Source organism: Streptomyces rubiginosohelvolus, assembly GCF_014649875.1.
GTDB classification, from domain to species: domain Bacteria; phylum Actinomycetota; class Actinomycetes; order Streptomycetales; family Streptomycetaceae; genus Streptomyces; species Streptomyces rubiginosohelvolus.
The window spans coordinates 114,465-137,259 of the sequence record NZ_BMTW01000003.1 but is presented as its reverse complement, the minus strand read 5'-3'; the positions used below and the strand labels follow the sequence as shown (position 1 = coordinate 137,259).

Sequence of the window (22,795 nt, the reverse complement as noted above, 5' to 3'; positions counted from 1 at the left end):
CGGCTCGAAGCTCGGGAGCGGCTCCCCATCGTACGGATGAATCTATCGTCTGCCCGGTCGGGTTGCTCCCGAGCCCGGATCATGAACGGTTATCCCCCCAATATCACCGCAGAACTACCCCTTCAGGTAGCCGGCAATGCCGTCGGCCAGTCCCTGGGCCGCCTTCTGCCGCCAACTCGCGGCGGTGAGCAGCGCGGCGTCCTTCGGATCACGCATATTGCCGCATTCGACGAACACTTTGGGCACGGTCGACAGATTCAGTCCACCGAGATCATCGCGGGTGTCCAGGCCGGTATTTCCGCCGATGTAATTGGAAGGCGCGCTTCCGGTCGTACGGGCGAAGTGCCCCGCGATCCTCGCGCCGAGATCGGCGGAACTCTTCACGATCTTCGAGGTGTCGGCCCCACCGCCCTTCACCCCGGCGGGCAGGATCACATGGAAGCCCCGGTTGCCCACCGCGGATCCGTCCGCGTGCACCGAGACCACCGCGTCGGCCTTCGCCTCGTTCCCGATCCGGGCCCGCTCGTCGATGCACGGCCCGAACGGCCGGTCCGCGTCGTGCGTCAGCCGGACCCGGGCGCCCTCGGCCTCCAGCAGTGCGCGCAGCCGGTGGGAGACGTCCAGGGTGAACCGGGCCTCCGCGTAACCGTCGTTGGTGGCCGTCCCGGTCGTATCGCACTCCTTGCGGCCGGTGCCGATGTCGACCTGCTCGTTGATCTCGCGGGTGTGATCGCGGTTACCGGGGTTGTGGCCGGGGTCGATCACCACGGTCCGGCCGGTCAGCGGGCCCTTCGGCAGCGGCTGTTTCCCGGTCGGCGTCGGGGCCGCCGAGGTGGCGGCGTCAGCGCCCGGCCGGGGTGAGGCCGCACCGGCCTCGCCGGTCTCCGGGCCGCCGCCGCATCCGGCGGCGGTCAGACATACGGCGGCCAGCGCGGCGGCCACGGACAGGGGCCGGGCACGGCGGGTGGGGGGAGGGCAGTCGTCGTACGGCACGCGGCGATGCTACCCATGCGGCCGTCCGGCGGCTCAGATCCCGGCGCCCGTGCGGCGCAGCACACGCAGCGAGTCCGTCACCGACACCTCCGTGAACGCCCCGGAGGCCAGCGCCCGCCGGTAGATCCGGTAGGGGGCCTGCCCGCCGTCGGCCGGGTCGGGGAACACGTCGTGGATCACCAGCAGCCCGCCCTCGACCACATGCGGGGCCCAGCCCTCGTAGTCGGCGTTCGCGTGCTCGTCGGTGTGCCCGCCGTCGATGAAGACGAGCCCGAGCGGTCCGCTCCACACGGCGGCGACCTGCGGGGAACGCCCGACGAGTGCCACCACGTGGTCCTCCAGGCCGGCCCGGCGCAGGGTGCGGCGGAAGGTGGGGAGGGTGTCCATCAGCCCGACCTCCGGGTCCACCACGCTCGGGTCGTGGTACTCCCAGCCCGGCTGCTGCTCCTCGCTGCCCCGGTGGTGGTCCACGGTGAGCGCGGTCACCCCGACGCTCCGCGCCGCGTCCGCCAGCAGGATCGCGGAGCGCCCGCAGTACGTGCCCACCTCCAGCAGCGGCAGCCCGAGCGCACCGGCCCCGGTGGCGGCGGCGTACAGGGCGAGGCCCTCGTGTACCGGCATGAAGCCCTTGGCGGCCTCGAACGCCGCGAGGATCTCCGGCCCGGGTCCGGCGGCCGCAGCGGGTCCGGAGGTGGAAGCGGAAGCGGCGGCGGTCACGGGGTTCCTCCAGGTGGGGCGGGGCGGCTCACGGGCCGGTCGACGGCGACCCATCGTGCCGTACGTTCCGGCCGACGGCCTCGGCGGGGGCCGTGGCGGCGACCGGGGCGACCGGCACGGGGGAGGGGGCGGGGCCCGGTCCGGCGTCCGCGCTGCTCGCCAGGAGCACCGGGTGCGCGGAGGGCCGCTGCGCGGGCAGGAACGCCGCCAGCACCAGGCCGATCAGCACCGCGCCCGTGGCGATCAGGAACGAGATCCGGAATCCCTCCATGGACGGCACCTCGACCGAGCCCATGGTCGCGGAGGTGTTGGCCAGCACCATGCCGATGACGGCGCTCGACACCGAGGTGCCGATGGACCGCATTAGGGTGTTGAGACCGTTGGCCGCGCCGGTCTCCGACGGGTCGACGGCCCCGATGATCAGGGCCGGCAGCGAGGAGTAGGCGAGGCCGATGCCCGCGCCGAGCACCACCGCGATCAGCACGGTCTGCCAGGCGGCGGAGAGCAGGCCGAGCCCGGCCCCGTAACCGATCGCGATGACCAGCATGCCGAGCATCAGCGTGGCCTTGGGGCCCCGGCGGGCCGAGATCCGGGCGTACAGCGGGGCGACGAACATCATCGTCACGCCCAGCGGGGCCACGCAGAGCCCGGCGACCACCATGGACTGGCCGAGGCCGTAACCGGTCGACGTGGGCAGCTGGAGCAGTTGCGGAAGGACCAGGGAGACCGCGTAGAAGGCGACCCCGACCATGATCGACGCGAGGTTGGTGAGCAGCACCTCGCGGCGGGCGGTGGTGCGCAGATCGACCAGCGGCGCCGGGGTGCGCAGTTCGAACAGGCCCCACAGCAGCAGGGTGGCCACGGAGGCGGCGAGCAGCCCGAGGGTCGGCGCCGAGGTCCAGCCCCAGTCGCTGCCCTTGGTGACCGGCAGGAGAAGGAGGACCAGGCCGAGCGAGAGCCCGAGGGCGCCGAGGAGGTCGAAGGAGCCGGGCGCGCGCAGCGGGGGTTCGGGGACGAGTGCGTACGTGAGCGCCATCGCGAGCAGGCCGAGCCCGGCCGACCCGAGGAACAGGGCGTGCCAGTCGGCGTGCTGGGCGACCAGCGCGGCGACGGGCAGCGCGAGTCCGCCGCCGACGCCGATGGACGAGCTCATCAGAGCCATTGCCGAGCCAAGCTTCTCGCGCGGCAGCTCGTCGCGCATGATGCCGATGCCGAGCGGGATGGCGCCCATGGCGAAGCCCTGGAGCGCGCGGCCGGTGATCATCACGATCAGGTCGTCGGTGGAGGCGCAGATCAGCGAGCCGATCACCATCACGGCCAGCGAGGCGAGCAGCATCCGCCGCTTGCCGTAGAGATCGCCGAGGCGGCCCATGATCGGGGTCGAGACGGCGCCCGCGAGCAGGGTGGCGGTCATCACCCACGTGGCGTTGGCCGGGGCGGTGTCCAGCAGGACCGGCAGATCCTTGATGACCGGGACGAGCAGGGTCTGCATGACCGCGACGGTGATGCCCGCGAAGGCGAGGACGGGCACGATGCCGCCGGAACGCCGCGCTTTCGGCGGCTCGGGAAGCTCCTGTATGTGCCGTGTCTGTCGCGTCCGTCGCATGCGTGGGGCCTCCCGGGCAGCCTTCGGTCACCCGGGCTCCCCCCAAGTGTGTGCAGGGTGAACGCTTCCGGGCGGCGCTTCTATTCCGGCTGTTCCCTGTGCGGATCCGGCAGTCTTCTGACCTTCCGTCAGATTGAAACGTGTTCTACTCTTGCGCCGTTCCAGTGGCTGCGACCGGCGGAGACGCGCATGAGCAGGGGCACGGTCAGGGGCACGGCCGTCGGTACCGGCATCGGGATCACCGAGGAGCACCGCGCGCTGGCGCACTCCGTACGGGGGTGGCTGGCCCGCGCCGCACCCCCGGGTGAGGTGCGGGAACTCCTCGACGCGGGGAGCCCGGCCGCCCCCGGTGTGCGCCCCGCGCACTGGAAGGCGCTCGTTGCCCAGGGGCTCACCGGCATCCATCTGCCCGAGGCGTACGGAGGTGGCGGCGGGAGTCTCCTCGACCTCGCTGTCGTCCTGGAGGAGGCCGCGTACGCCTCGCTCCCCGGCCCGTACCTCGCGACGACGCTCACCTCCGCCGTGCTGCACCAGGTGGTGGCCGCCGGGGCCGGGGAGCCGGCCGGGCACCGCTCCTCGGGCGGCGGGGCAGGGGCGTCGGCCGGGGCCGGGGCGCCAGCCAGGGGCGGGGCCCCGGTCACGGCCGACGCGCTGGTCGGGGCGCTGCGGGAGCTGGCCGCGGGGGACCGCACCGCCGCCCTCGCCCTCACCCCCGGCACCCTCACCGCCACCCCCTCCGCGACCGGCCACCGCCTCGACGGCACCGCCCCGCCCGTCCTGAGCGCCGACGCGGCCGACCTGCTCCTGCTGCCCGCCGCCACGCCCGACGGCGAGCGCTGGTTCCTCGTGGACGCCGGGGCGGAGAGGCTCACCGTGCGCCCGCACCGCAGCGTCGACCCGACCCGGCCCACCGCAGAGGTGCGGGCCGACGCCGTCTTTGTACCGACGGACCGGGCCGTGCCGATCGCCGACCCGGAGCTCGCCCGGGACCTGGCCACCGTCCTCCTCGCCGCCGACGCCTGCGGCACCGCGGCCCGGAGCCTGGACACCGCCGTCGCGCACGCCGCCGTACGCGAACAGTTCGGGCGGCCCATCGGGGCGTTCCAGGCGGTCAAGCACCTCTGCGCCGACATGCTCGTCCGCCTCGAACAGGCCCGCGCCCTCACCTGGGACGCGGCCCGCGCGGTGGACGAGGAGACCGGGGCCGAGGCTGCCGAGGATGGGGCGGCCGGGTCCGAGGCGGCCGCGAGTGAGACGGCCGGGTCCGAGGCGGCCGGCCCCCAGGCGCGCGGGCTCGTCGCCGCGCTCGCCGCCGCCACCGCCCCCGAGGCCGCGTACACCTGCGCCAAGGACGCCATCCAGATCCTCGGCGGCATCGGCTTCACCTGGGAGCACGACGCCCACCTCCAGTTGCGCCGGGCCGTCCTCGCCCGGCAGCTCCTCGGACCCGCCGACGCCCACCGGCTGCGCGCCGCCCGCCTCGCCGAGACCGGGGCCCGCCGCGAACTCGCCCTGGAACTCCCCGCCGAGGCCGACCGTCACCGCGCCGAGGCCCGCCCCCACCTCGCCACCGCCCGGGGCCTCGCGCCCCGTGAGGCCCGCCGCGCCCTCGCCCCTACCGGCTACGCCGCCCCGCACCTCCCCGCCCCCTACGGGCTGGACGCCGGCCCCCTACAACAGCTCGCGATCCAGCAGGAGTTGCGCGAGCAGGGGATCCGGATCGGTGACCTCTCCATCGCCACCTGGGTGGTGCCGTCCCTGATCGCGTACGGGACGGAGGAGCAGCGCGAGCGCTATCTGCCGGCCACCCTGCGCGGCGACCTCCAGTGGTGCCAGCTCTTCTCCGAACCCGACGCCGGGTCCGATCTCGCCGCGCTGCGCACCCGTGCCGTACGGACCGGCGAGGGCTGGCGGATCACCGGGCAGAAGGTCTGGACGAGCGCCGCCCGCACCGCCGACCACGGCATCCTGCTGGCCCGCACCGACCCGGACGTGCCCAAGCACCGCGGGCTCACCTACTTCCTGGTCGACATGAAGCGGGCCCGGGGCATCGACATCCGCCCGCTGAAGGAGATCACCGGCGAATCCCTCTTCAACGAGGTGTACTTCGACGACGTCCTGCTGCCCGCCGACGCCGTCGTCGGCGAGGTCGGCGGCGGCTGGCGGGTCGCCCGCAACACGCTCGGCAACGAACGCGTCCACATGGCCGACCAGTTGACCTTCGACAGCGGTCTTGAGGCCCTGATCGCCCTCTCGGCCGGGCTCGGCGAAACCGTTCGCGCCCGGGTCGGGGCCCTCGCCGCCGAGGCCCACGCGCTCGCCTGCGTCGGGCTGCGCACCACCCTCCAGCAGGTCTCCGGCAACGAACCGGGCGCCGGGGCCTCGGTCCGCAAGCTCGTCCAGACACTCCACCAGCAGAAGGTCGCCGAACTCACCCTCGAACTCCTCGGCCCGCAGGGCTCGGTGGACGAACCGGCGGCGGGGGAGCGGGCCCTCCACGGCTTCCTGATGTCCCGCTGCCTGACCATCGCGGGCGGCACCACCCAGATCCAGCTCAACGTCGTCGCCGAGCGCATCCTCGGCCTGCCCCGGGACTGAACACCCCTTCCATCAGGAGGAGTCGGAAGAGATGAAGGCCTACATCGTCGGCGTCGGCATGACGAAGTTCGAGAAGCCCGAGACCCGCGACTGGCAGTACTGGGACATGGTCCGCGAGGCGGGCACCGCCGCGCTGGCGGACGCGGGGGTCCGTTACGACCAGGTCGAGCAGGTCCCCGTCGGCTACTGCTTCCAGGCATCCACTGCCGGGCAACGAGCGGTCTACGAACTGGGGTTGACCGGCGTCCCCGTCTACAACGTCAACAACAACTGCGCCACGGGCTCCACCGCCCTGATGCTGGCCCGGCAGTTCGTCGAGGGCGGCGGCAGCGACTGCGTCCTCGCCGTCGGCTTCGAGAAGATGGCGCGCGGATCACTGGGCGGCGGCGCGGGCGGCGGCGACTTCGCGACCTCGCCCGTCGCCCGGCACTACGGCATCATGGCGGCCGCCCACGGCTTCGAGATGTCCCCGCCCACCGCCCAGATCTTCGGCAACGCGGCCCGCGAGCACATGGAGCGGTACGGGACGACGCCCGCGCAGCTCGCGGCGGTCGGCGCCAAGAACCACCGGCACTCGGTGCACAACCCGTACGCCCAGTTCCAGGACCCGTACACGGTCGAGGAGGTCCTCGCCGCCCGTACCGTCCACCGCCCCCTCACCAAACTCCAGTGCTCGCCCACCTCCGACGGTGCGGCGGCGGCCGTCGTGGTTTCCGAACGGTTCGTCGAGCGGCACGGACTCGGGGAGCGGGCGGTGGAGATCGCCGCCCAGGCCATGACCACCGACACCGAGGCGTCGTTCGCCTCCGGCAGCTGCATCGACGCGGTCGGCGCCCCGATGTCGAAGGCCGCCGCCGAGCAGGTGTACGCCGCATCGGGCCTGGGCCCCGACGACCTCGACGTCATCGAGCTGCACGACTGCTTCTCCGTCAACGAACTCCTCACCTACGAGGCGCTGGGCCTGTGCGGCGAGGGCGAGTCCGGCAAGCTCGTCGAGTCCGGGGCCACCACCTACGGCGGCCGGTGGGTGGTGAACCCGTCCGGCGGGCTGATCTCCAAGGGCCATCCGCTGGGCGCCACCGGCATCGCCCAGGCCGCCGAGCTGACCTGGCACCTGCGCGGCGAGGCCGGACCCCGCCAGGTCCCCGGCGCCCGGACCGCCCTCGCCCACAACATCGGGCTCGGCGGAGCGGCGGTGGTCACACTGCTGCGGCGGTGAGGGGCCCTCACCCGCTCTCCTCCTCGTCGGGGACTTCCGCCACGACGAGGACATCGGACAGCGGGACGGTCCGCTCGTCCCCGGAGACGTGCATCTCGTAGGTGCCGGCCGGGAGCGTTCCCAGGTCCAGTGTCTGTCGCTGCCGTGCCACGGTCACCGTCCTGCGGACCGGGGTCTGCCCGGTGGACCGGTTGTGCAGGACCACCGTCGCCTCGACGACCGGCAGTTGACTCTCGCTGAAGTGGCTCTCCGCGCTCAGCTCCACCGTGACGCGGTCGTCCGTCAGGTACACGTCTTCGCCCCGGTAGCTGAACCAGACCGGGGCGGCGGAGCGCAGATCCTTGGGCGAAGGCTGGTCCAACGAGCCGAGCAACCCGCGTACGTGGTGGAGCATCGCCCCTTCCGCCTGCAGGCGTGAGTGCAGCTGCGGAGTGAAGACGCGGGCGTCCTCCGTGCCGTCGAGGTGAGCGGAGATCCCGGGCACGGTGCCGTCGCCCGTCAGGCCCCGGCCTTCCAGGTCCCAGAAGGATTCGGTGCTTCCGTCCTGCACCCGGACGGACTGCGGGGTGGGCTGGTCCATGCCCACGATGGGGTAATAGGTGACCTGGCGGCTTCACACGTTGCCCGCCGCGGCCGTACGGCCCAGCAGGGCAGCCATGCCGGTCTCGCGGTCTCCCATAGTGCTCTCCCGGAGCAGCACAGAACCGGGACTAATGGATATATCCAGTTACTTATCAGGACATTGAGGTGTCAAAGCGGCAGCCGCAGGTCCTAGGTCCCCCGACCGGTGACCACGCTCCCGAACCTCGGTCGGATACCCGATGTACCGGCCACCCGACGCCTGCGACCATGGCCGTCATGCCCGATGTCTCCGCGCCCGCCGCCGCCCCGCCCGCCTCCTCCCGCATACGCCCCAGCACCTGGGCCGTCGTGCTCGCCGCCTGCACCGGCCAGTTCCTCGTCGTCCTCGACGTCTCCGTCGTCAATGTGGCGCTGCCCTCCATGCGGGCCGACCTGGGGCTGAGCGCGGCGGGGCTCCAGTGGGTCGTCAACGCCTACTCGATCGCGTTCGCCGGGTTCATGCTGCTGGGCGGGCGGGCCGCCGACATCTACGGGCGCAAGCTGATGTTCCTCGTCGGGCTCGGCCTCTTCACCGCCGCCTCCCTCGCGGGCGGTCTCGCCCAGGAGGGCTGGCAGCTCCTCGCCGCCCGTGCCGTGCAGGGCCTCGGGGCCGCCGTCCTCGCGCCCGCCACCCTCACCATCCTCACCGCGGCCGTGCCCGAGGGGCCTGCCCGTACCAAGGCGATAGGCACCTGGATGGCCGTCGGGGCGGGCGGCGGCGCGGCCGGCGGGCTCATCGGCGGGGTCCTCACCGACGCCCTCTCCTGGCGCTGGGTCCTCCTGATCAACGTGCCCGTCGGCGCGCTCGTCCTGATCGCCGCCGCCCTCCGCATCACCGAGGGCCGCGCGGGCGACCGCCGCCGTATCGACCTGCTGGGCGCGGTCCTGGTCACCGCGGGCCTCGCCGCCGTCGCGTACGGCATCGTCCAGACCGAGGCCGAGGGCTGGACGGCCGCCGCGACCCTCGTGCCGCTGCTCTCCGGGCTCGCCCTGCTGGCCGCCTTCGTGCTGGTCGAGGCCCGGACCGCGGTCCCGCTGATCCCGCTGCGCGTCTTCTCCGTACGGGCCGTCTCCTCGGCCAACGTGTCGATGCTGCTCATGGGGTCGGCGACCTTCTCCATGTGGTACTTCATGACCGTGTACGCCCAGAACGTCCTGGGTTACACGCCGTTGCAGGCCGGCCTCGCGCTGATCCCGACCTCGGCCGCCGTCGTCATCGGCTCCAAGCTGGCCCCCCGCCTCATGGTCCGCACCGGGGCGAAGAGCCTCGCCGTCGCCGGGGTCCTGATCACCGCCGCGGGCTTCGGCTGGCAGTCCACGATGGGCGTGGACGGCTCCTACCTCACCGCGATCTGCCTGCCCGGCGTCCTCATGATGGCCGGCGCCGGTCTCGCCTCCACCCCGCTCGCCACCCTCGCCACCTCCGGCGCGGAGCCGGGCGACGCCGGACTCGTCTCGGGCCTGGTCAACACCTCCCGCACCATGGGCGGCGCGCTGGGCCTCGCGGTGCTCTCCACCGTCGCCGCCGCGCGCACCGCGGGCTCCGGCGACACGGCCGAGATCACCGCCGGATACGCCATGGCGTTCCGCACGGCGAGCGGCGTGCTGCTGGCCGGGGTGATCGTGATGCTGCTCTGGCTGCCGAACCACCGCACGCCCCGCCCCACGCCCTAGGACTTGCTGGATCTGACAGGGCGTCAGCACTCTTCCCAACTTCCGGGGCCTGCGTTATACATGGGCCATCGGCATCGGCTAGAACGCGTTCTAGAAGGGGCGTGCCCTGCCGGTCACCGCACGACCTCGGTGCGGCCGACGGTGCGGACGGCCGTGCCGAGGTCTTCCCGCCACCCTGGACCATCAAGGAGCTGCTCCGTCATGCCCATTGATGCCTCAGCGGCCCTCGCCGCCGAACCCCGCCGGGCCGAGATCGGCTGGGACCACAAGGACGTCCAGCTCTACCACCTCGGTCTCGGCGCGGGCACCCCCGCCACCGACCCCGACGAACTGCGTTACACCCTGGAGTCCCGGCTCCAGGTACTGCCCTGCTTCGCCACCGTCGCGGGCGCGGGCACCGCCGCCTTCGGGGGGATGGGCGCGCCCGGCATCGACGTGGACCTCGCCGCGGTCCTGCACGGCGGCCAGACCGTGCGCGTCCACCGCCCGATCCCGGTGACCGGCCGGGCCGTCCAGACCTCGAAGGTCGCGGCGGTGTACGACAAGGGCAAGGCCGCCGTCATCGTGCTGCGTACCGAGGCGAGCGACGACGACGGGCCGCTGTGGACCAACGACGCCGAGATCTTCGTACGGGGAGAGGGCGGGTTCGGCGGGGAACGCGGGCCGTCCGACCGGCTCACCGTGCCCGAGCGGGCCCCGGACCGCACGGTCGAACGGCGCATCCGCGAGGACCAGGCGCTGCTCTACCGGCTCTCCGGCGACTGGAACCCGCTCCACGCCGACCCCGCCTTCGCCAAGCTGGCCGGGTTCGACCGGCCGATCCTGCACGGGCTGTGCACCTACGGCATGACCCTGAAGGCCGTCACCGACACCCTGCTGGAGGGTGACGTCTCGCGGATCACCGCCTACCGCACCCGTTTCGCCGGAGTGGTCTTCCCCGGCGAGACCCTCCGTATCCGGATGTGGACCGGGGACGGCCGCGTCCAGGTCACGGTCACCGCCGTCGAACGCGACGACGCGCCGGTCCTCGCCGACACGCTCGTCGAACACTCCTGAACCCAACAGCACTCTTGTCTGGCAGCCGAATCGAGGGAGTCCCACCCATGCGCGCAGCCGTACTGCACGAGATAGGCCAGGAGAAGCTCGAAGTCCTCGACGACGTCGAGGCGGTGGGCTTCGGCCCGGGGAAGGTCAAGCTCCGCATCCGCGCCACCGGCCTCTGCCACTCCGACGTCTCCGCGATGAGCGGCGTCCTCCCGCAGCCCGCCCCCTTCATCCCCGGCCACGAGGGCGCGGGCGAGGTCGTCGACGTCGGCGACGGGGTGACCGGGCTGAGCGCCGGCGACCGGGTCCTCGTCTGCTGGCTGCCCGCCTGCGGGGACTGTCCGTCCTGCAAGCGCGGCCAGACCCACCTGTGCCTGGCGGGCTTCATGAACGCGGGCACCCCCAACTTCAAGCGTCCCGGCGGCGACGTCTTCGGCTTCGCGGGCACCGGCACCTTCACCGAGGAGGTCGTCGTCGGCGCGGGCTGCGCGGTGCCGATCCCCGACGACGTACCGTTCGAGATCGCCGCCCTGATCGGCTGCGGAGTCACCACCGGCCTCGGCGCGGCCATCAACACGGCCCAGGTGGAAGCCGGTTCATCGGTCGCCGTCATCGGCTGCGGTGGCGTGGGCATCTCCACGATCCAGGGCGCCCGGGTCCAGGGCGCGGCCCAGATCGTCGCCGTCGACCCCGTCGCCTCCCGCCGCGAGGCCGCCCTCCGCTTCGGCGCCACCGAGGCCGTCGACCCGGGCGAACTGGCCGACGCCAAGCAGCGCATCACCGGCGGCGAAGGCTTCGACTACGTCTTCGAGGTCGTCGGAAAGTCCGCCACCGCCCGCACCGCCTACGAGAACACCCGCCGCGGCGGCACCCTCTGCGTCGTCGGGGCCGGGGCCATGGACGACACCTTCCAGGTCAACATGTTCGAGCTGTTCTTCGACGAGAAGCGCATCCTGCCCTCCATGTACGGCGGCGGGGACGTCCTGCGCTCCTACGAGCGGGCCATCGCGCTCTGGCGGGCGGGCCGTATCGACCTGGAGTCGATGATCACCCACCGGGTCCGGCTGGACGGGATCAACGACGCCCTGGACCAGATGCGCACGGGCGAGGCGCTGCGTACCTGCATCGAGCTCTGAACCCCGCCCGCATCCAAGGAAGCCGAGGACCGTGATGTCACTTCCCCTCCCGCTGGACGGGCTGTCCGCGATCGTCACCGGCGCGGGCCGCGGCCTCGGCCGCGCCGAAGCCCTCGAACTGGCCCGTCTCGGCGCGGCCGTCGTCGTCAACGACTACGGGCAGCCCGGCCGCGACGGCTCGGGCGAGGCGTCCGCCGCCCCCGCCGAGGAGGTCGCCGCCGAGATCCGCGCGGCCGGCGGGCAGGCCGTCGCCCACCTCGGCGACGTGTCCGACCACGAACAGGCCCGCGAACTCGTCGAGTCGGCGATCTCCGCCCACGGCCGGCTCGACATCCTGGTCAACAACGCGGGCATCCTGCGCGACCGGATGGTCTTCTCGATGACCGAGGAGGAATGGGACTCGGTGGTCCGCGTCCACCTCAAGGGCCACTTCAACACCACGCACTTCGCCGCCGCCCACTGGCGTACCCGCTCCAAGGCCACCGGCGGCCCGGTCTACGGGCGGATCGTCAACACCTCGTCGGAGGCGTTCCTCGCGGGCTCGGCGGGGCAGCCCAACTACGCGGCGGCCAAGGGCGGCATCGTCGGGCTCACCACCTCCACCGCGCTCGCCCTCGCGAAGTACGGCGTCACCGCCAACGCCATCTGCCCGCGCGCCCGGACCCGGATGACCGAGGACGTCTTCGCGGGCTTCCAGGAACCGGCGGACGGCACCCTCGACCCGCTGGCGCCCGAGCATGTCTCCCCGCTCGTCGGCTATCTCGCCTCACCGGCGGCGGCCGGGGTCAACGGGCAGGTGCTCGTCGTCCACGGGGGGATGGTCGCCGTCGTCGAACGGCCGCGGGTGGCGGCCCGGTTCGACGCGGCGAAGGAGACGTTCACCTTCGCGGAGCTCGACGAACTGCTCACCCCGTACTACGCGGACCGGCCGCCGAACGAGACGTTCGCCGCCGCCGAAGTGCTGGGGCTGAAGCGGCGGTAGCCCAATCCCGTGTACGTAGCCGTAGCCGTATCCCGTGCACGAACCGAATCCCCGGTACGCACCGGAGGGCCGGCGTACGCACGGGAGGGCCGGGACCGGCGGTCGTCCGCCGGTCCCGGCCCTCCTCAGTGCACTGCCAGGCGGTTCAGGCCGCCGAGGATTCCGCTTCGACGGGCCGGCGGTGGCGGCCGTGCGGCTGCACCGACGTGTTCTCCGCCGACGCACCCCCTCGGTGCTTTCCGGAACCACCGGTTCCAGTCCCCTCGTCCGCCCCCGTCGGGCGCTGGTGGGTCGTGTCGGTCCGTGCTTCGGACATGTGGGAAGTCACCCCGTTGTGATCGCTTGCTTGTGTCGCGCCTACGTGTGTCGCAAGGCCCGCCACCGTCGTCCGACCCGGTCACCGTCGGTACCCGCCCGGAACGGTCGCGTAGCCCAGGCCCCGAATTCAATCAGGTCGAGCGGCTCCGTGCAGAGGCGCCTGCCCCAACGGAACGGGCTTACACACAGCAGGAGCGGCATCGGCGGCGGACGGTTCCCCTCCGCCTTCCCCGCCCCCCGTACGGCCGGTCACGGCGGAGGGTTCCACGTCCTCGGGGGCTTCCAGCAGCGCCACACCGCAGGGCGTCGCCCCGTTCGCGTACGGCAGGCGCAGCACGCCGTCCCGGCTCCAGTACCCGGCACCCGGCACCCAGCCCAACGGGGCCGCGAACTGGTGCAGTTGCCGGCCCGCCGGACGCCAGACGCCCACCCAGCTGCCCGGCGCCCCGTCGATCCGCAGCGCCACCGCGCAGCTCTCCGGCATCAGCATCTGGCCCGGCTGCACCGCGAACGGCGTCACCGCCACGTCCGGGAGGCGCAGGCACTCGGGGAACCTCACGGGCAGGCAGCTCCCCAGCACGCCCCAGCCGAGCCGGTCGTGGCCCGGGGCGTCGGAGCGGAGCAGCAGCAGCCCGCTGTCCGGGTCCGCGAGCAGCAGCCGGTCGTCGCTCCCCGGCGCGATCTGGAGCAGCGGCGTCACCTCACCCTGCCGCCCGAGGTCGACGGCGACCGCCTTGACCGGCCCGCCGCCCGGCTCCTGCCGGTCCAGTGCCAGCATCCGGCCCGCCCGGTCCAGCCACACCCCGCCCGAGCAGTGCCCGGGAATCCGCGCGACCTCCTCGGGCCCGAACGCGCCGCCCGCCACCAGCCACAGCGATGTGTGGTCCGCGCCGGCCGCCTGGGCGTACACGCATCGGCCGTCCGGCGACGGCGGCAGCAGGGTCATCTCCGCGCATCCGACCGCGCCCAGCAGGAGTTCGCCGGTCCCGGGCCCGGTCGGGTAGAGCAGCGAGAACATCTGCCGGTCCGCCACCCTCCGCCGGATCAGCACCCGCCCGTCGGCGAGCGGGGACACCTCGGAGTCCGGCTCCTCGGGCTGGTCGAGGGGGAGGGGCACCGCGTACGGCTCGGGCCCGTCCAGCGTCCACCGCTCGGGGTACCAGGCGCGCTCGCCCGGCGGCCCGGGAGCCGCGGTGAGCCGGGCGGCATAGGCGCCGTCCGCGGTGAGCGTGAAGCCGCCGGGGGGCGGTGGGGCGTCGGCGTGCGACCGTGCGTCGGTCACCGTGGACGATGCTTCCGCTTCTTCGGTTTCCCCGTTCCCCTCGTCCGCTTGTCCGGCCGCGGTGGATGCGGGCAGCAGGCCGGAGCCGTCCGCCCTGGCGGGCTCTCCGGGCTCTTCCGGTTCGGGTTCCGCTTCCGGGTCCGCCGTCGCGGCGGCCCCGGCGGATCCACCCTCGATGGCACAGGCAGTCATGGACTCGTCACCTCCGGCTACGAAAGCTAGTTTTCGCACTTCCAGCCGAACAACACGAGCCACCGCACTTCACACATAAGGGTGGCGATGCCCGGATTCTCCTGAGGTGGAGGGGGTGAGTGTGCTGCTGGAGGTGGTCCTGTCTATGGTGAGGCGGCCCTAACCAACACCCGTGCTGGAGCAAGTGATGTCCCTACGCCCCCGCGGTACCGCCGCAGCAGCCCTGGCCGTGGCGGCCGCCCTCGCACTGTCCGCCTGTGGAGGCGGTGACGGCGGGGACGCGGACGCGGCGAAGGCCGACGGCGGCAAGAAGGCCGCCGTCGCCACGGGCGGCAAGGACTTCGCGGACGCGGCGAAGAAGACCGCGTCGTACGGCACGGACGCGAAGGCCGGCGAGTTCCCCCGTACGGTCACCCACGCCATGGGGAAGACCGAGATCAAGGCCGCGCCGCAGCGTGTGGTCGTGCTGGACGTCGGCGAGTTCGACAACGTGGTGTCGCTGGGCCTGAAGCCGGTCGGCTACGCCCCCAGCGAGGGCGACGCGGCCATTCCCTCGTACCTGAAGAAGGACGCGGGCGCACCGAAGAGCGTCGGCACGATCAACAGCCTCAACCTCGAAGCCATCGCGGGCCTGCGGCCGGACCTGATCCTCGGCAGCCAGCTCCGCGCCGCGGACAAGTACGACGAGCTGTCCAAGATCGCGCCCACGGTGTTCTCCATCCGCCCCGGCTTCACCTGGAAGGAGAACTACCTCCTCAACGCCCAGGCGCTGGACCGCACCCAGCAGGCCGAGTCCGCGCTCGCCGCGTACGAGAAGAAGGCCGAGAAGCTCGGCGACGACATCGGCCCGGACAAGCCGACCGTGTCCATGGTCCGCTACATGCCCGACCGCCTCCGGCTCTACGCCAAGGCCTCGTTCATCGGCACGATCCTCGAAGACGTCGGTCTTCCGCGTCCGGAGAACCAGCAGATCGACGACCTCGCCGCCGAGATCAGCCCGGAGAAGATCGACGAGGCGGACGCCGACTGGATCTTCACCGGCGTCTACGGCGACCCGAAGGCCACCCAGCGCGACACCGCCCGGTCCAACCCGCTGTGGAAGAACCTGAAGGCCGTGAGGGAGGGCCGGGCCAAGGACGTCTCCGACGAGACCTGGTACCTGGGCCTCGGCGTCACCTCGGCCGACCTGGTCCTCGACGACCTCCGCGCGGACCTGGCGAAGTGACCGCGTCACCGAGAAGGCGACGACCTCTGACGTAACGATTCGTGTCCGGCCGCCGGTCCTCGCGTACAGGTCCGGCGGCCAGGGGCGGCGGACCACCCCGGACAGGTAGCCTTTCCCCCGTGCCCCGTCTGTCTGAAGTCATCGCCGCCCTCGACGCCCTCTGGCCACCCGAGCGGGCCGAGGGATGGGACGCGGTCGGGACGGTCTGCGGCGACCCGGACGCGGAGATCGACCGGGTGCTGTTCGCCGTCGACCCGGTCCGCGAGATCGCCGACGAGGCCCTGGAGCTCGGCGCCCAGCTGATCGTCACCCACCACCCGCTCTATCTGCGCGGGACGACGACGGTCGCCGCCGACACCTTCAAGGGCAAGGTCGTCCACACCCTCATCAAGCACGACATCGCCCTCCACGTCGCGCACACCAACGCCGACACCGCCGACCCCGGCGTCTCCGACGCGCTGGCCGGCGCCCTGGACCTGCGCGTCACCGGACCCCTCGTACCGGACCCCACCGACCCCCACGGGCGGCGCGGACTCGGCCGGATCTGCGAGCTCGACCACCCCGAGACCCTGGCCGCCTTCGCCGCCCGCGCCGCCGCCCGGCTCCCCGCCACCGCGCAGGGCATCCGGCTGGCCGGCGACCCGGAGGCGCTCGTGCGCACCGTCGCCGTCAGCGGCGGCTCCGGCGACAGCCTCTTCGACGCCGTGCGCGCCGCGGGCGTCGACGCCTTCCTCACCGCCGACCTGCGCCACCACCCGGCGTCCGAGGCCGTGCAGCACTCGCCGCTCGGCCTCGTCGACGCCGCGCACTGGGCCACCGAGTGGCCCTGGTGCGAGCAGGCGGCGGCCCAGCTCGACGCGCTTTCCGACCGCCACGGATGGGACCTGCGGGTCCATGTCTCGAAGCAGGTCACCGACCCCTGGACCACCCACCATTCCTCTGGAGCCCCCAACTGAACGCCGCGCCCGCCGACCAGATCCGACTTCTCGACGTCCAGGCCCTCGACACCCGTCTCGCCCAGCTCTCCCACAAGCGGTCCTCGCTGCCGGAGCACGCCGAGATCGAGCAGCTCAGCAGCGACCTCGCGCAGCTGCGTGACCTGTTGGTCGCCTCCACCACCGAGGAGAGCGACACCGCCCGCGAGCAGACCAAGGCCGAGCAGGACGTCGACCAGGTGCGTCAGCGCGCCGTCCGCGACCAGCAGCGCCTGGACTCCGGCGCGGTCTCCTCGCCCAAGGACCTGGAGAGCCTCCAGCGCGAGATCACCTCGCTCGCCAAGCGCCAGGGCGACCTGGAGGACGTCGTCCTGGAGATCATGGAGCGCCGCGAGGCCGCCCAGGAGCGGGTCGCCGAGCTGACCGAGCGGGTATCCGCCGTCCAGGCCAAGGTCGACGACGCCACCGCCCGCCGCGACGCGGCCACCACCGAACTGGACGCCGAGGCCGCCACGGTGACCAAGGACCGCCAGGTCGTCGCCGAGGTCGTCCCCGCCGACCTGATGAAGCTGTACGACAAGCTCCGCGTCCAGCAGGGCGGGGTCGGCGCCGCCCGGCTCTACCAGCGCCGCTGCGAGGGCTGCCGCCTGGAGCTGAACATGGCCGAGGTCAACGACGTGAAGGCCGCCTCCCCCGAGACGGTCCTGCGCTGCGAGAACTGCCACCGCATCCTGGTCCGCACCTCGGAGTCGGGCCTGTAATGAGCGTCGCCCGCCAGGTGGTGGTCGAGGCCGACGGCGGCTCCCGGGGCAACCCGGGACCCGCCGGTTACGGCGCGGTCGTCATCGACCCCGCCACCGGGGAGCCCCTCGCCGAGGCCGCCGAGTACATCGGCGTCGCGACGAACAACGTCGCCGAGTACCGGGGCCTGATCGCCGGACTGACGGCCGCGAAGGCGCTGTTCCCGGATGCGGGGGAGGCGCTGCGGGTCCACGTCCGGATGGACTCCAAGCTCGTGGTCGAGCAGATGTCGGGGCGCTGGAAGATCAAGCACCCCGACATGAAGCCGCTGGCGGCCCGGGCCGCCGCGATCCTGCCGCCGTCCTCGGTGACGTACGAATGGATCCCGCGCGCGCAGAACAAGCACGCGGACCGGCTCGCCAACGAGGCGATGGACGCGGGGCGCGACGGCCGGCAGTGGGAGGCATCCGCCTCGACGGCCGCCCTGGACGCCCCGTCCGCCCGCACCCCGGGCACCCCGTCGCCGGTGCAGGGCCCGGTCGGCGACCAGGCCGCGGGCGCCGCCAGGGCCCGCGCGGCGCTGGCGGCGGCCCGTGGTGCGGCCGCCCCGGCCGCCGACGCGCTCTTCTCCCTGGCCGAGGAGACGGCGGAATCGGGCGGCGAGCCGACGGACGCCCACCCCGCCCCGCAGCAGTCCGCCGGGACCCCGCAGGCCGGCTGGGGTGCGGCCCCCGATCTGGGCGCGCCCGCCACCCTCGTCCTGCTCCGGCACGGCGAGACCGCCCTCACGCCCGAGAAGCGGTTCTCCGGCAGCGGCGGCACCGACCCCGAACTCTCCGCCGTCGGCCGCGGCCAGGCCGAACGGGCCGCCGGGCACTTCGCCGCCCTCGGCACCGTCCAGGAGATCGTCAGCTCCCCGCTGCGCCGCTGCCGCGAGACCGCCGCCGCCGTCGCCGCCCGCCTCGGCCTGGACGTCCGGATCGACGAGAGCCTGCGCGAGACGGACTTCGGCGCGTGGGAGGGTCTGACCTTCGGCGAGGTACGCGAGCGGTACGGCGACGACCTCACCGCCTGGCTGGCCTCCCCGGACACCGCCCCGACCGGCGGCGGCGAGAGCTTCGCCGAGGTCGCCGAGCGGGTCGCCGCCGCCCGGGACCGGCTCGTCGCCCGGTACGCGGGCCGCACGGTCCTGCTGGTCACGCATGTGACGCCGATCAAGACGTTCGTCCGGCTCGCCCTTGGAGCCCCGCCCGAGGCACTGTTCCGGATGGAGCTGTCGGCGGCCTCGATCTCCACCGTCGCGTACTACGCGGACGGCAACGCCTCCGTACGCCTGCTCAACGACACCTCGCACCTGCGCTAGCGGGGCCGGGCGCACATGGACTGGCCGACGGGGCTGCTCGGGTTCGCCGCCGGGCTGCTGATCTCCGTGGCCACCGCGCCGGTGGGCGTCTCGGGCGCGGTGTTCCTGCTGCCGGTCCAGGTCAGCGTGCTCGGGGTGCCCAGCCCGGCGGTCACCCCGACCAACCTGCTCTACAACGTGGTGGCGGGCCCCGGGGCCCTGCTGCGGCACCACAGGGCCGGGACCCTGCGGGGGCCGCTGACCCGGCTGCTCGTCCTGGGCACCGTGCCCGGGGTCGTCGTCGGGGCGGTGATCCGGGTGTTCGCGGTGCCGGGCCCGTCGGTGTTCCGGCTGCTCATCGCCGTCCTGCTCCTGCCGTTGGGCGGCTGGCTCTGCCTGCGCACCCTGCGCCGCGCCTCCCGCCCGGCCCCCGCACGGGAGCCCTCGTCCCGCGCCGTGACCCGGCTGGCCATGGCGGTCGGCGTCGCCGGAGGGATCTACGGGATCGGCGGCGGCTCACTCCTCGGCCCGATCCTGGTCGGACGCGGCATGCCGGTGGCGAAGGTCGCCCCGGCCGCGCTCGCCGCCACCTTCGTGACCTCGGTGGTGGGCGCGGGGACGTACGCACTGCTGTCCCTGACCACCACGGGCGACATCGCGCCGTACTGGTCCCTCGGCCTGGCCTGCGGACTCGGCGGACTCTGCGGCGGCTACCTGGGCGCCCGCCTCCAGCCGCGCCTGCCGGAAACGGCGCTGCGGCTGCTGCTGGGGGTGCTGGCCCTGGGCGTCGGAGGGCTGTACGCGGTGCAACTCCTGCGCTGATCCCGCGCTGTCGGGTGCGCCCGGGGCCGGACGCCGACGGGCGGGATGCCTACGGCGCGAGCGCCGCGGCCTCGGCCGCCAGACGGGCCACCCGGTCCCAGTCCTTCGCCGCCACCGCATCGCCCGGGACCATCCAACTGCCGCCCACACAGCCGACGTTGGGCAGCGCGAGATAGGAGGGCGCGGAGGCGAGCGAGATGCCGCCGGTGGGGCAGAAGCGGGCCTGAGGGAGAGGCGCCGACAGGGCCTTGAGATAGGCCGTGCCGCCCGCCGCCTCGGCCGGGAAGAACTTCATCTCGCTCACCCCGCGCTCCAGCAGGGCCACCACCTCGGAGGTGGTCGAGACCCCCGGGAGGAACGGCAGCCCGGACGCCTTCATCGCCTCCAGCAGCGCGTCCGTCCACCCCGGGCTGACCAGGAACCGGGCCCCGGCGGCCACCGTCTCCCGGACGTGCTCCGGCGAGATCACCGTGCCCGCGCCGACCACCGCGCCCGGCACCTCGGCGGCCATGGCCCGGATCGACTCCAGCGCGGCGGGCGTCCGCAGCGTCACCTCGATCGCCGGGAGCCCGCCCGCCACCAGCGCCCGAGCCAGCGGCACCGCGTCGGCGGCGTCGTGCAGGACGACGACGGGGACGACGGGCGCGAGATCGAGCACGGAGGCGTCGGGGGTGGGTGCGGCGGAGGGCGCGGCGGGCGGCACGGAGGAGGTCATGGGGTCATCCTGCCGCGCAGCCGCCAATATCTGCAACGAGCGTTGCGTCCTGCGCAACGCGCCTACCCGTGCGGTCGGCTCAGTGGATCTCCGTCACCACCACGTCCAGCGACCACGGCCGCCCGGCCCGCGCGGGCGCCTCGGCCTCCACCACGTAACCGAGGTCCCGCAACACCTCCACCAGCCGCGCCGGGTCCTTGGGCCGCGCACCGGCCACCAGCAGGTCGCGGACCAGCCGGCCCTTGGTCGCCTTGTTGAAGTGGCTCACCACGGACCGCTTCTCCACGCCGTCCACGATCTGCGAGTGGAGCACCCGCACGCTCGCCGTCCGGGAAGCCACCTCGCCCTTCGGCTTCCACGCCGCCGTGTACGCGGAGGACCGCAGGTCCAGGACGAGCCCGTCGCCCGCGGCCTCGGGCAGCACGGTCTCCATGGGGGTGCGCCAGTACGCGCCGAGGGCGCCGAGACCGGGCAGCTTCACCCCCATCGAGCAGCGGTACGGCGGAATCCGGTCACCGATCCGGACCGCGCCCCACAGCCCCGAGAAGACCAGCAGCGAGGCGGCCGCCCGGCGTCGCGCGGCCGTCTCCAGCGTGGCCAGGTCGAGGGCGTCGTACAGCACGCCGGTGTACAGCTCCCCGGCCGGGCGGGTCCCCGCGGTGCGCAGCTCGGCGTTCTTGCCGACCTCGCCCGAAAGGCCCACGCTCAGCCCGAGCACCTCCCGGGCCTTCTCCTCGTCCGCCTGGCACAGCTCGACCAGCTCGTCCAGCACCGCCGCACGGGCCGGGGCGAGCCCAGGCAGCGACAGCGACTCCGGCTTCAGCGAGGCCCCGCGCCCCGAGGCGGCCTTTCCTTCGGAGGGCGGCAACAGCACGAGCACGGCGGTTCTCCTTCGTACGTACGGCGAGCGCGGATCCGGGGGCGTGCGGGCTCGCCGGGTCCTCGGCAAGGGTACGGGGGCGGGGCGGGGGTTCCCGTACGGCGGCGGGTCCGGGGATCCTTCTGCGGCTTCCCCGCGCGGGCCCTCGTCCACCGCCCCCGAACGGCGGCCCGGGAGCTGCTGCCTCCGGATGCGGCTTCCCGCGCGCCCTCGTCCCCTCGGACGGGACCTACCGTCCGGGCCCCGGAACCGCCCCGGATGCCGCCCGCCCCCTCCCGGCCTACGCTCGGGCCATGCCCCGCCGCCACCTGCGTATGACCGGCGCAGCCGACTGCTCGCTCGGGGCCGCCCTGCGGGCGCTGCGCACCGAACTCGACCTGCCCGGCGCCTTCCCGCCCGACGTACTCGCGGAGGCGACGGAAGCCGCCCGGGCCCCGGACCTGTCGGCCCACGAGGACGCCACCGACCTCCCCTTCCTCACCATCGACCCGCCCGCCTCCACCGACCTCGACCAGGCGATGCACCTGGAGCGCCGCCGGGACGGGCGCGGCTACCGGGTGCACTACGCCATCGCGGACGTCGCCGCCTTCGTCCGCCCGGGCGGCGCGCTCGACGCCGAGGCCCACCGCCGGGTCACCACCCTCTACTTCCCCGACGACCGGATCCCCCTCCACCCCACCGTCCTCTCCGAGGGCGCCGCCAGCCTCCTCCCCGGCGAGACGCGCCCGGCCGCGCTGTGGCGGATCGACCTGGACGGCGACGGGGTGGCCGTCGCCACGGACGTACGCAGGGCCCTGATCCGCAGCCGCGCGAAGCTCGACTACGCGGGCGTCCAGCGGCAGATCGACGCGGGCACCGCGGAGGAACCCCTCGCCCTGCTCCGGGACATCGGGCGGCTGCGCGCCGAGCAGGAAGTGGCCCGGGGCGGCATCTCGCTCGACGTCCCCGAGCAGGAGATCACCGAGCACGACGGCTCGTACGGCCTCGCCTACCGCGCCACGCTCCCCGCCGAGGCCTGGAACGCGCAGATCTCGCTCCTCACCGGAATGGCCGCCGCCCGGCTCATGGCCGACACGGGCACCGGCATCCTGCGCACCCTGCCGCTCGCGCCCGACGGGGCCGTCGCCCGGCTGCGGCGCTCCGCCCACGCCCTGCGCATCGACTGGCCACACCATGTCCCGTACGCCGAGGTCGTCCGCTCCCTCGACCCGGGGAAGAGCAACCACGCGGCGTTCCTCCAGGAGTGCACCACCCTGCTGCGCGGCGCGGGCTACACCGTCTTCGAGGGCGGCGACCTCCCCGACCCCGCCGTGCACGCCGCCGTCGCCGACCTCTACACGCACTGCACCGCACCGCTGCGGCGCCTGGTCGACCGGTACGCCTCCGAACTCAGCCTCGCCGCGACAGCCGGGAAGGCGCCCCCGGAGTGGGTACGGGAGGCCCTCCCCGCCCTCCCGAAGGAGATGGCCGAGGGGACGCGCCGCGCGGGCACCGTGGAGCGGGCCTGCGTCGATCTGGTCGAGGCGGCGCTGCTGGAGGGGCGCGAGGGCGAACTCTTCGACGCGTACGTCGTCGACGTCCAGGACCGGGACCCGGCCATCGGCACGGTGCACCTCCGGGACCCGGCGATCGTCGGCCGGATCGAGGGCGGCACGGCCCCGCTGCCGCTGGGGGAGCGGCTGCGGGTCCGGCTCACGCGGGCGGGGCCGGCGGCGGGGACGGTGCTGTTCGCTCCGGCGTGAGCGAGGCCCGG

Annotated in this window: 19 protein-coding genes; 12 read left to right on the top strand and 7 right to left on the bottom strand. The window is 73.6% G+C overall.

Annotation, left to right across the window (positions count from 1 at the left end; all coding sequences use genetic code 11):
• Positions 1–114: 114 nt before the first annotated feature.
• From IE134_RS10405 to IE134_RS10395, 3 genes are all read right to left on the bottom strand, one after another.
• Entirely contained in the window at positions 115–993 is an 879-nt protein-coding gene (locus tag IE134_RS10405; protein WP_189430281.1) for an N-acetylmuramoyl-L-alanine amidase, read from the bottom strand.
• 33 nt (positions 994–1,026) lie between these two features.
• Positions 1,027–1,614, bottom strand: a complete 588-nt coding sequence (locus IE134_RS10400; RefSeq protein WP_229823519.1) for a class I SAM-dependent methyltransferase — start codon at positions 1,612–1,614, stop codon at positions 1,027–1,029.
• A 124-nt stretch (positions 1,615–1,738) separates the two neighbouring features.
• On the bottom strand, positions 1,739–3,316 hold the full coding sequence (locus tag IE134_RS10395) for an MFS transporter (RefSeq protein ID WP_098019935.1): 1,578 nt from the start codon (positions 3,314–3,316) through the stop codon (positions 1,739–1,741).
• Positions 3,317–3,505: 189 nt separating this feature from the next.
• Between IE134_RS10395 and IE134_RS10390 the strand changes: the two genes are divergently transcribed.
• Together IE134_RS10390 and IE134_RS10385 are read left to right on the top strand one after the other, a co-directional pair.
• On the top strand, positions 3,506–5,914 hold the full coding sequence (locus IE134_RS10390) for an acyl-CoA dehydrogenase family protein (RefSeq protein ID WP_189430277.1): 2,409 nt from the start codon (positions 3,506–3,508) through the stop codon (positions 5,912–5,914).
• 31 nt (positions 5,915–5,945) lie between these two features.
• On the top strand, positions 5,946–7,133 hold the full coding sequence (locus tag IE134_RS10385; RefSeq protein WP_098895149.1) for a lipid-transfer protein: 1,188 nt from the start codon (positions 5,946–5,948) through the stop codon (positions 7,131–7,133).
• Between the two features lie 7 nt (positions 7,134–7,140).
• Here IE134_RS10385 and IE134_RS10380 read toward each other — a convergent pair whose 3' ends face one another.
• Positions 7,141–7,713 carry a hypothetical protein gene (locus tag IE134_RS10380; protein ID WP_098895150.1) on the bottom strand — a complete coding sequence of 191 codons (573 nt, stop codon included), beginning with the start codon at positions 7,711–7,713 and terminating at the stop codon, positions 7,141–7,143.
• Positions 7,714–7,982: 269 nt separating this feature from the next.
• Here IE134_RS10380 and IE134_RS10375 point away from each other — a divergent pair, with 269 nt between their 5' ends.
• The 4 genes from IE134_RS10375 to IE134_RS10360 all read left to right on the top strand — a co-directional run bounded on the left by IE134_RS10375 (position 7,983) and on the right by IE134_RS10360 (position 12,590).
• Positions 7,983–9,428, top strand: a complete 1,446-nt coding sequence (locus IE134_RS10375) for an MFS transporter (protein ID WP_030707871.1) — start codon at positions 7,983–7,985, stop codon at positions 9,426–9,428.
• A 201-nt stretch (positions 9,429–9,629) separates the two neighbouring features.
• Positions 9,630–10,484, top strand: a complete 855-nt coding sequence (gene chsH3, locus IE134_RS10370) for an enoyl-CoA hydratase ChsH3 (RefSeq protein ID WP_030707869.1) — start codon at positions 9,630–9,632, stop codon at positions 10,482–10,484.
• Between the two features lie 47 nt (positions 10,485–10,531).
• Positions 10,532–11,608, top strand: coding sequence for a Zn-dependent alcohol dehydrogenase (locus IE134_RS10365; protein ID WP_030707867.1), 1,077 nt, complete (start codon positions 10,532–10,534; stop codon positions 11,606–11,608).
• A 34-nt stretch (positions 11,609–11,642) separates the two neighbouring features.
• A complete protein-coding gene (locus tag IE134_RS10360) occupies positions 11,643–12,590 on the top strand; it encodes a 3-oxoacyl-ACP reductase (protein ID WP_098019939.1) in 948 nt (315 codons plus the stop codon).
• 445 nt (positions 12,591–13,035) lie between these two features.
• On the opposite strand, the gene IE134_RS10355 is transcribed toward IE134_RS10360, so the two are convergent.
• A complete protein-coding gene (locus tag IE134_RS10355; RefSeq protein WP_189430275.1) occupies positions 13,036–14,382 on the bottom strand; it encodes a hypothetical protein in 1,347 nt (448 codons plus the stop codon).
• 187 nt (positions 14,383–14,569) lie between these two features.
• On the opposite strand from IE134_RS10355, the gene IE134_RS10350 reads away from it, so the two are divergent.
• The 5 genes from IE134_RS10350 (at position 14,570) to IE134_RS10330 (ending at position 19,447) form a co-directional block, all read left to right on the top strand.
• Positions 14,570–15,607, top strand: a complete 1,038-nt coding sequence (locus IE134_RS10350; RefSeq protein ID WP_098895156.1) for an ABC transporter substrate-binding protein — start codon at positions 14,570–14,572, stop codon at positions 15,605–15,607.
• Positions 15,608–15,726: 119 nt separating this feature from the next.
• Positions 15,727–16,563 carry a Nif3-like dinuclear metal center hexameric protein gene (locus tag IE134_RS10345; protein ID WP_030707859.1) on the top strand — a complete coding sequence of 279 codons (837 nt, stop codon included), beginning with the start codon at positions 15,727–15,729 and terminating at the stop codon, positions 16,561–16,563.
• The gene (locus IE134_RS10340) at positions 16,560–17,303 is read left to right on the top strand and encodes a zinc ribbon domain-containing protein (protein WP_179255816.1); all 744 of its coding nucleotides are present in this window, start codon (positions 16,560–16,562) and stop codon (positions 17,301–17,303) included. Before IE134_RS10345 ends, IE134_RS10340 begins: the two co-directional genes overlap by 4 nt.
• Positions 17,303–18,646, top strand: coding sequence for a bifunctional RNase H/acid phosphatase (locus IE134_RS10335; RefSeq protein ID WP_030707857.1), 1,344 nt, complete (start codon positions 17,303–17,305; stop codon positions 18,644–18,646). The genes IE134_RS10340 and IE134_RS10335 overlap by 1 nt, the downstream gene beginning before the upstream one ends.
• Positions 18,647–18,661: 15 nt before the next feature.
• Positions 18,662–19,447 (top strand): sulfite exporter TauE/SafE family protein, encoded by a 786-nt coding sequence (locus IE134_RS10330; protein ID WP_030707856.1) that lies wholly within the window; start codon positions 18,662–18,664, stop codon positions 19,445–19,447.
• Between the two features lie 49 nt (positions 19,448–19,496).
• Here the strand turns inward: IE134_RS10330 and eda are convergent, their stop codons facing one another.
• Both eda and yaaA read right to left on the bottom strand, forming a co-directional pair.
• Positions 19,497–20,162: a bifunctional 4-hydroxy-2-oxoglutarate aldolase/2-dehydro-3-deoxy-phosphogluconate aldolase gene (gene eda / locus IE134_RS10325; protein ID WP_126931322.1), complete on the bottom strand. Its 666-nt coding sequence runs from the start codon at positions 20,160–20,162 to the stop codon at positions 19,497–19,499.
• A gap of 79 nt (positions 20,163–20,241) precedes the next feature.
• Positions 20,242–21,042 carry a peroxide stress protein YaaA gene (gene yaaA, locus IE134_RS10320; RefSeq protein ID WP_189430273.1) on the bottom strand — a complete coding sequence of 267 codons (801 nt, stop codon included), beginning with the start codon at positions 21,040–21,042 and terminating at the stop codon, positions 20,242–20,244.
• Between the two features lie 314 nt (positions 21,043–21,356).
• Here yaaA and IE134_RS10315 point away from each other — a divergent pair, with 314 nt between their 5' ends.
• Entirely contained in the window at positions 21,357–22,784 is a 1,428-nt protein-coding gene (locus IE134_RS10315; protein ID WP_189430450.1) for an RNB domain-containing ribonuclease, read from the top strand.
• Positions 22,785–22,795 lie beyond the last annotated feature (11 nt).

Bases quoted from the DNA above. Each gene is read 5' to 3' on its own strand.
- chsH3 (WP_030707869.1), top strand. From the start codon at position 9,630: ATGCCCATTGATGCCTCAGCGGCCCTCGCCGCCGAACCCCGCCGGGCC.
- IE134_RS10355 (WP_189430275.1), bottom strand. From the start codon at position 14,382: ATGACTGCCTGTGCCATCGAGGGTGGATCCGCCGGGGCCGCCGCGACG.
- IE134_RS10380 (WP_098895150.1), bottom strand. From the start codon at position 7,713: ATGGACCAGCCCACCCCGCAGTCCGTCCGGGTGCAGGACGGAAGCACC.
- IE134_RS10315 (WP_189430450.1), top strand. From the start codon at position 21,357: ATGACCGGCGCAGCCGACTGCTCGCTCGGGGCCGCCCTGCGGGCGCTG.
- IE134_RS10375 (WP_030707871.1), top strand. From the start codon at position 7,983: ATGGCCGTCATGCCCGATGTCTCCGCGCCCGCCGCCGCCCCGCCCGCC.
- IE134_RS10365 (WP_030707867.1), top strand. From the start codon at position 10,532: ATGCGCGCAGCCGTACTGCACGAGATAGGCCAGGAGAAGCTCGAAGTC.
- IE134_RS10335 (WP_030707857.1), top strand. From the start codon at position 17,303: ATGAGCGTCGCCCGCCAGGTGGTGGTCGAGGCCGACGGCGGCTCCCGG.
- IE134_RS10360 (WP_098019939.1), top strand. From the start codon at position 11,643: ATGTCACTTCCCCTCCCGCTGGACGGGCTGTCCGCGATCGTCACCGGC.
- IE134_RS10390 (WP_189430277.1), top strand. From the start codon at position 3,506: ATGAGCAGGGGCACGGTCAGGGGCACGGCCGTCGGTACCGGCATCGGG.
- IE134_RS10350 (WP_098895156.1), top strand. From the start codon at position 14,570: ATGTCCCTACGCCCCCGCGGTACCGCCGCAGCAGCCCTGGCCGTGGCG.
- IE134_RS10400 (WP_229823519.1), bottom strand. From the start codon at position 1,614: ATGCCGGTACACGAGGGCCTCGCCCTGTACGCCGCCGCCACCGGGGCC.
- IE134_RS10330 (WP_030707856.1), top strand. From the start codon at position 18,662: ATGGACTGGCCGACGGGGCTGCTCGGGTTCGCCGCCGGGCTGCTGATC.
- IE134_RS10395 (WP_098019935.1), bottom strand. From the start codon at position 3,316: ATGCGACGGACGCGACAGACACGGCACATACAGGAGCTTCCCGAGCCG.
- IE134_RS10385 (WP_098895149.1), top strand. From the start codon at position 5,946: ATGAAGGCCTACATCGTCGGCGTCGGCATGACGAAGTTCGAGAAGCCC.
- eda (WP_126931322.1), bottom strand. From the start codon at position 20,162: ATGACCTCCTCCGTGCCGCCCGCCGCGCCCTCCGCCGCACCCACCCCC.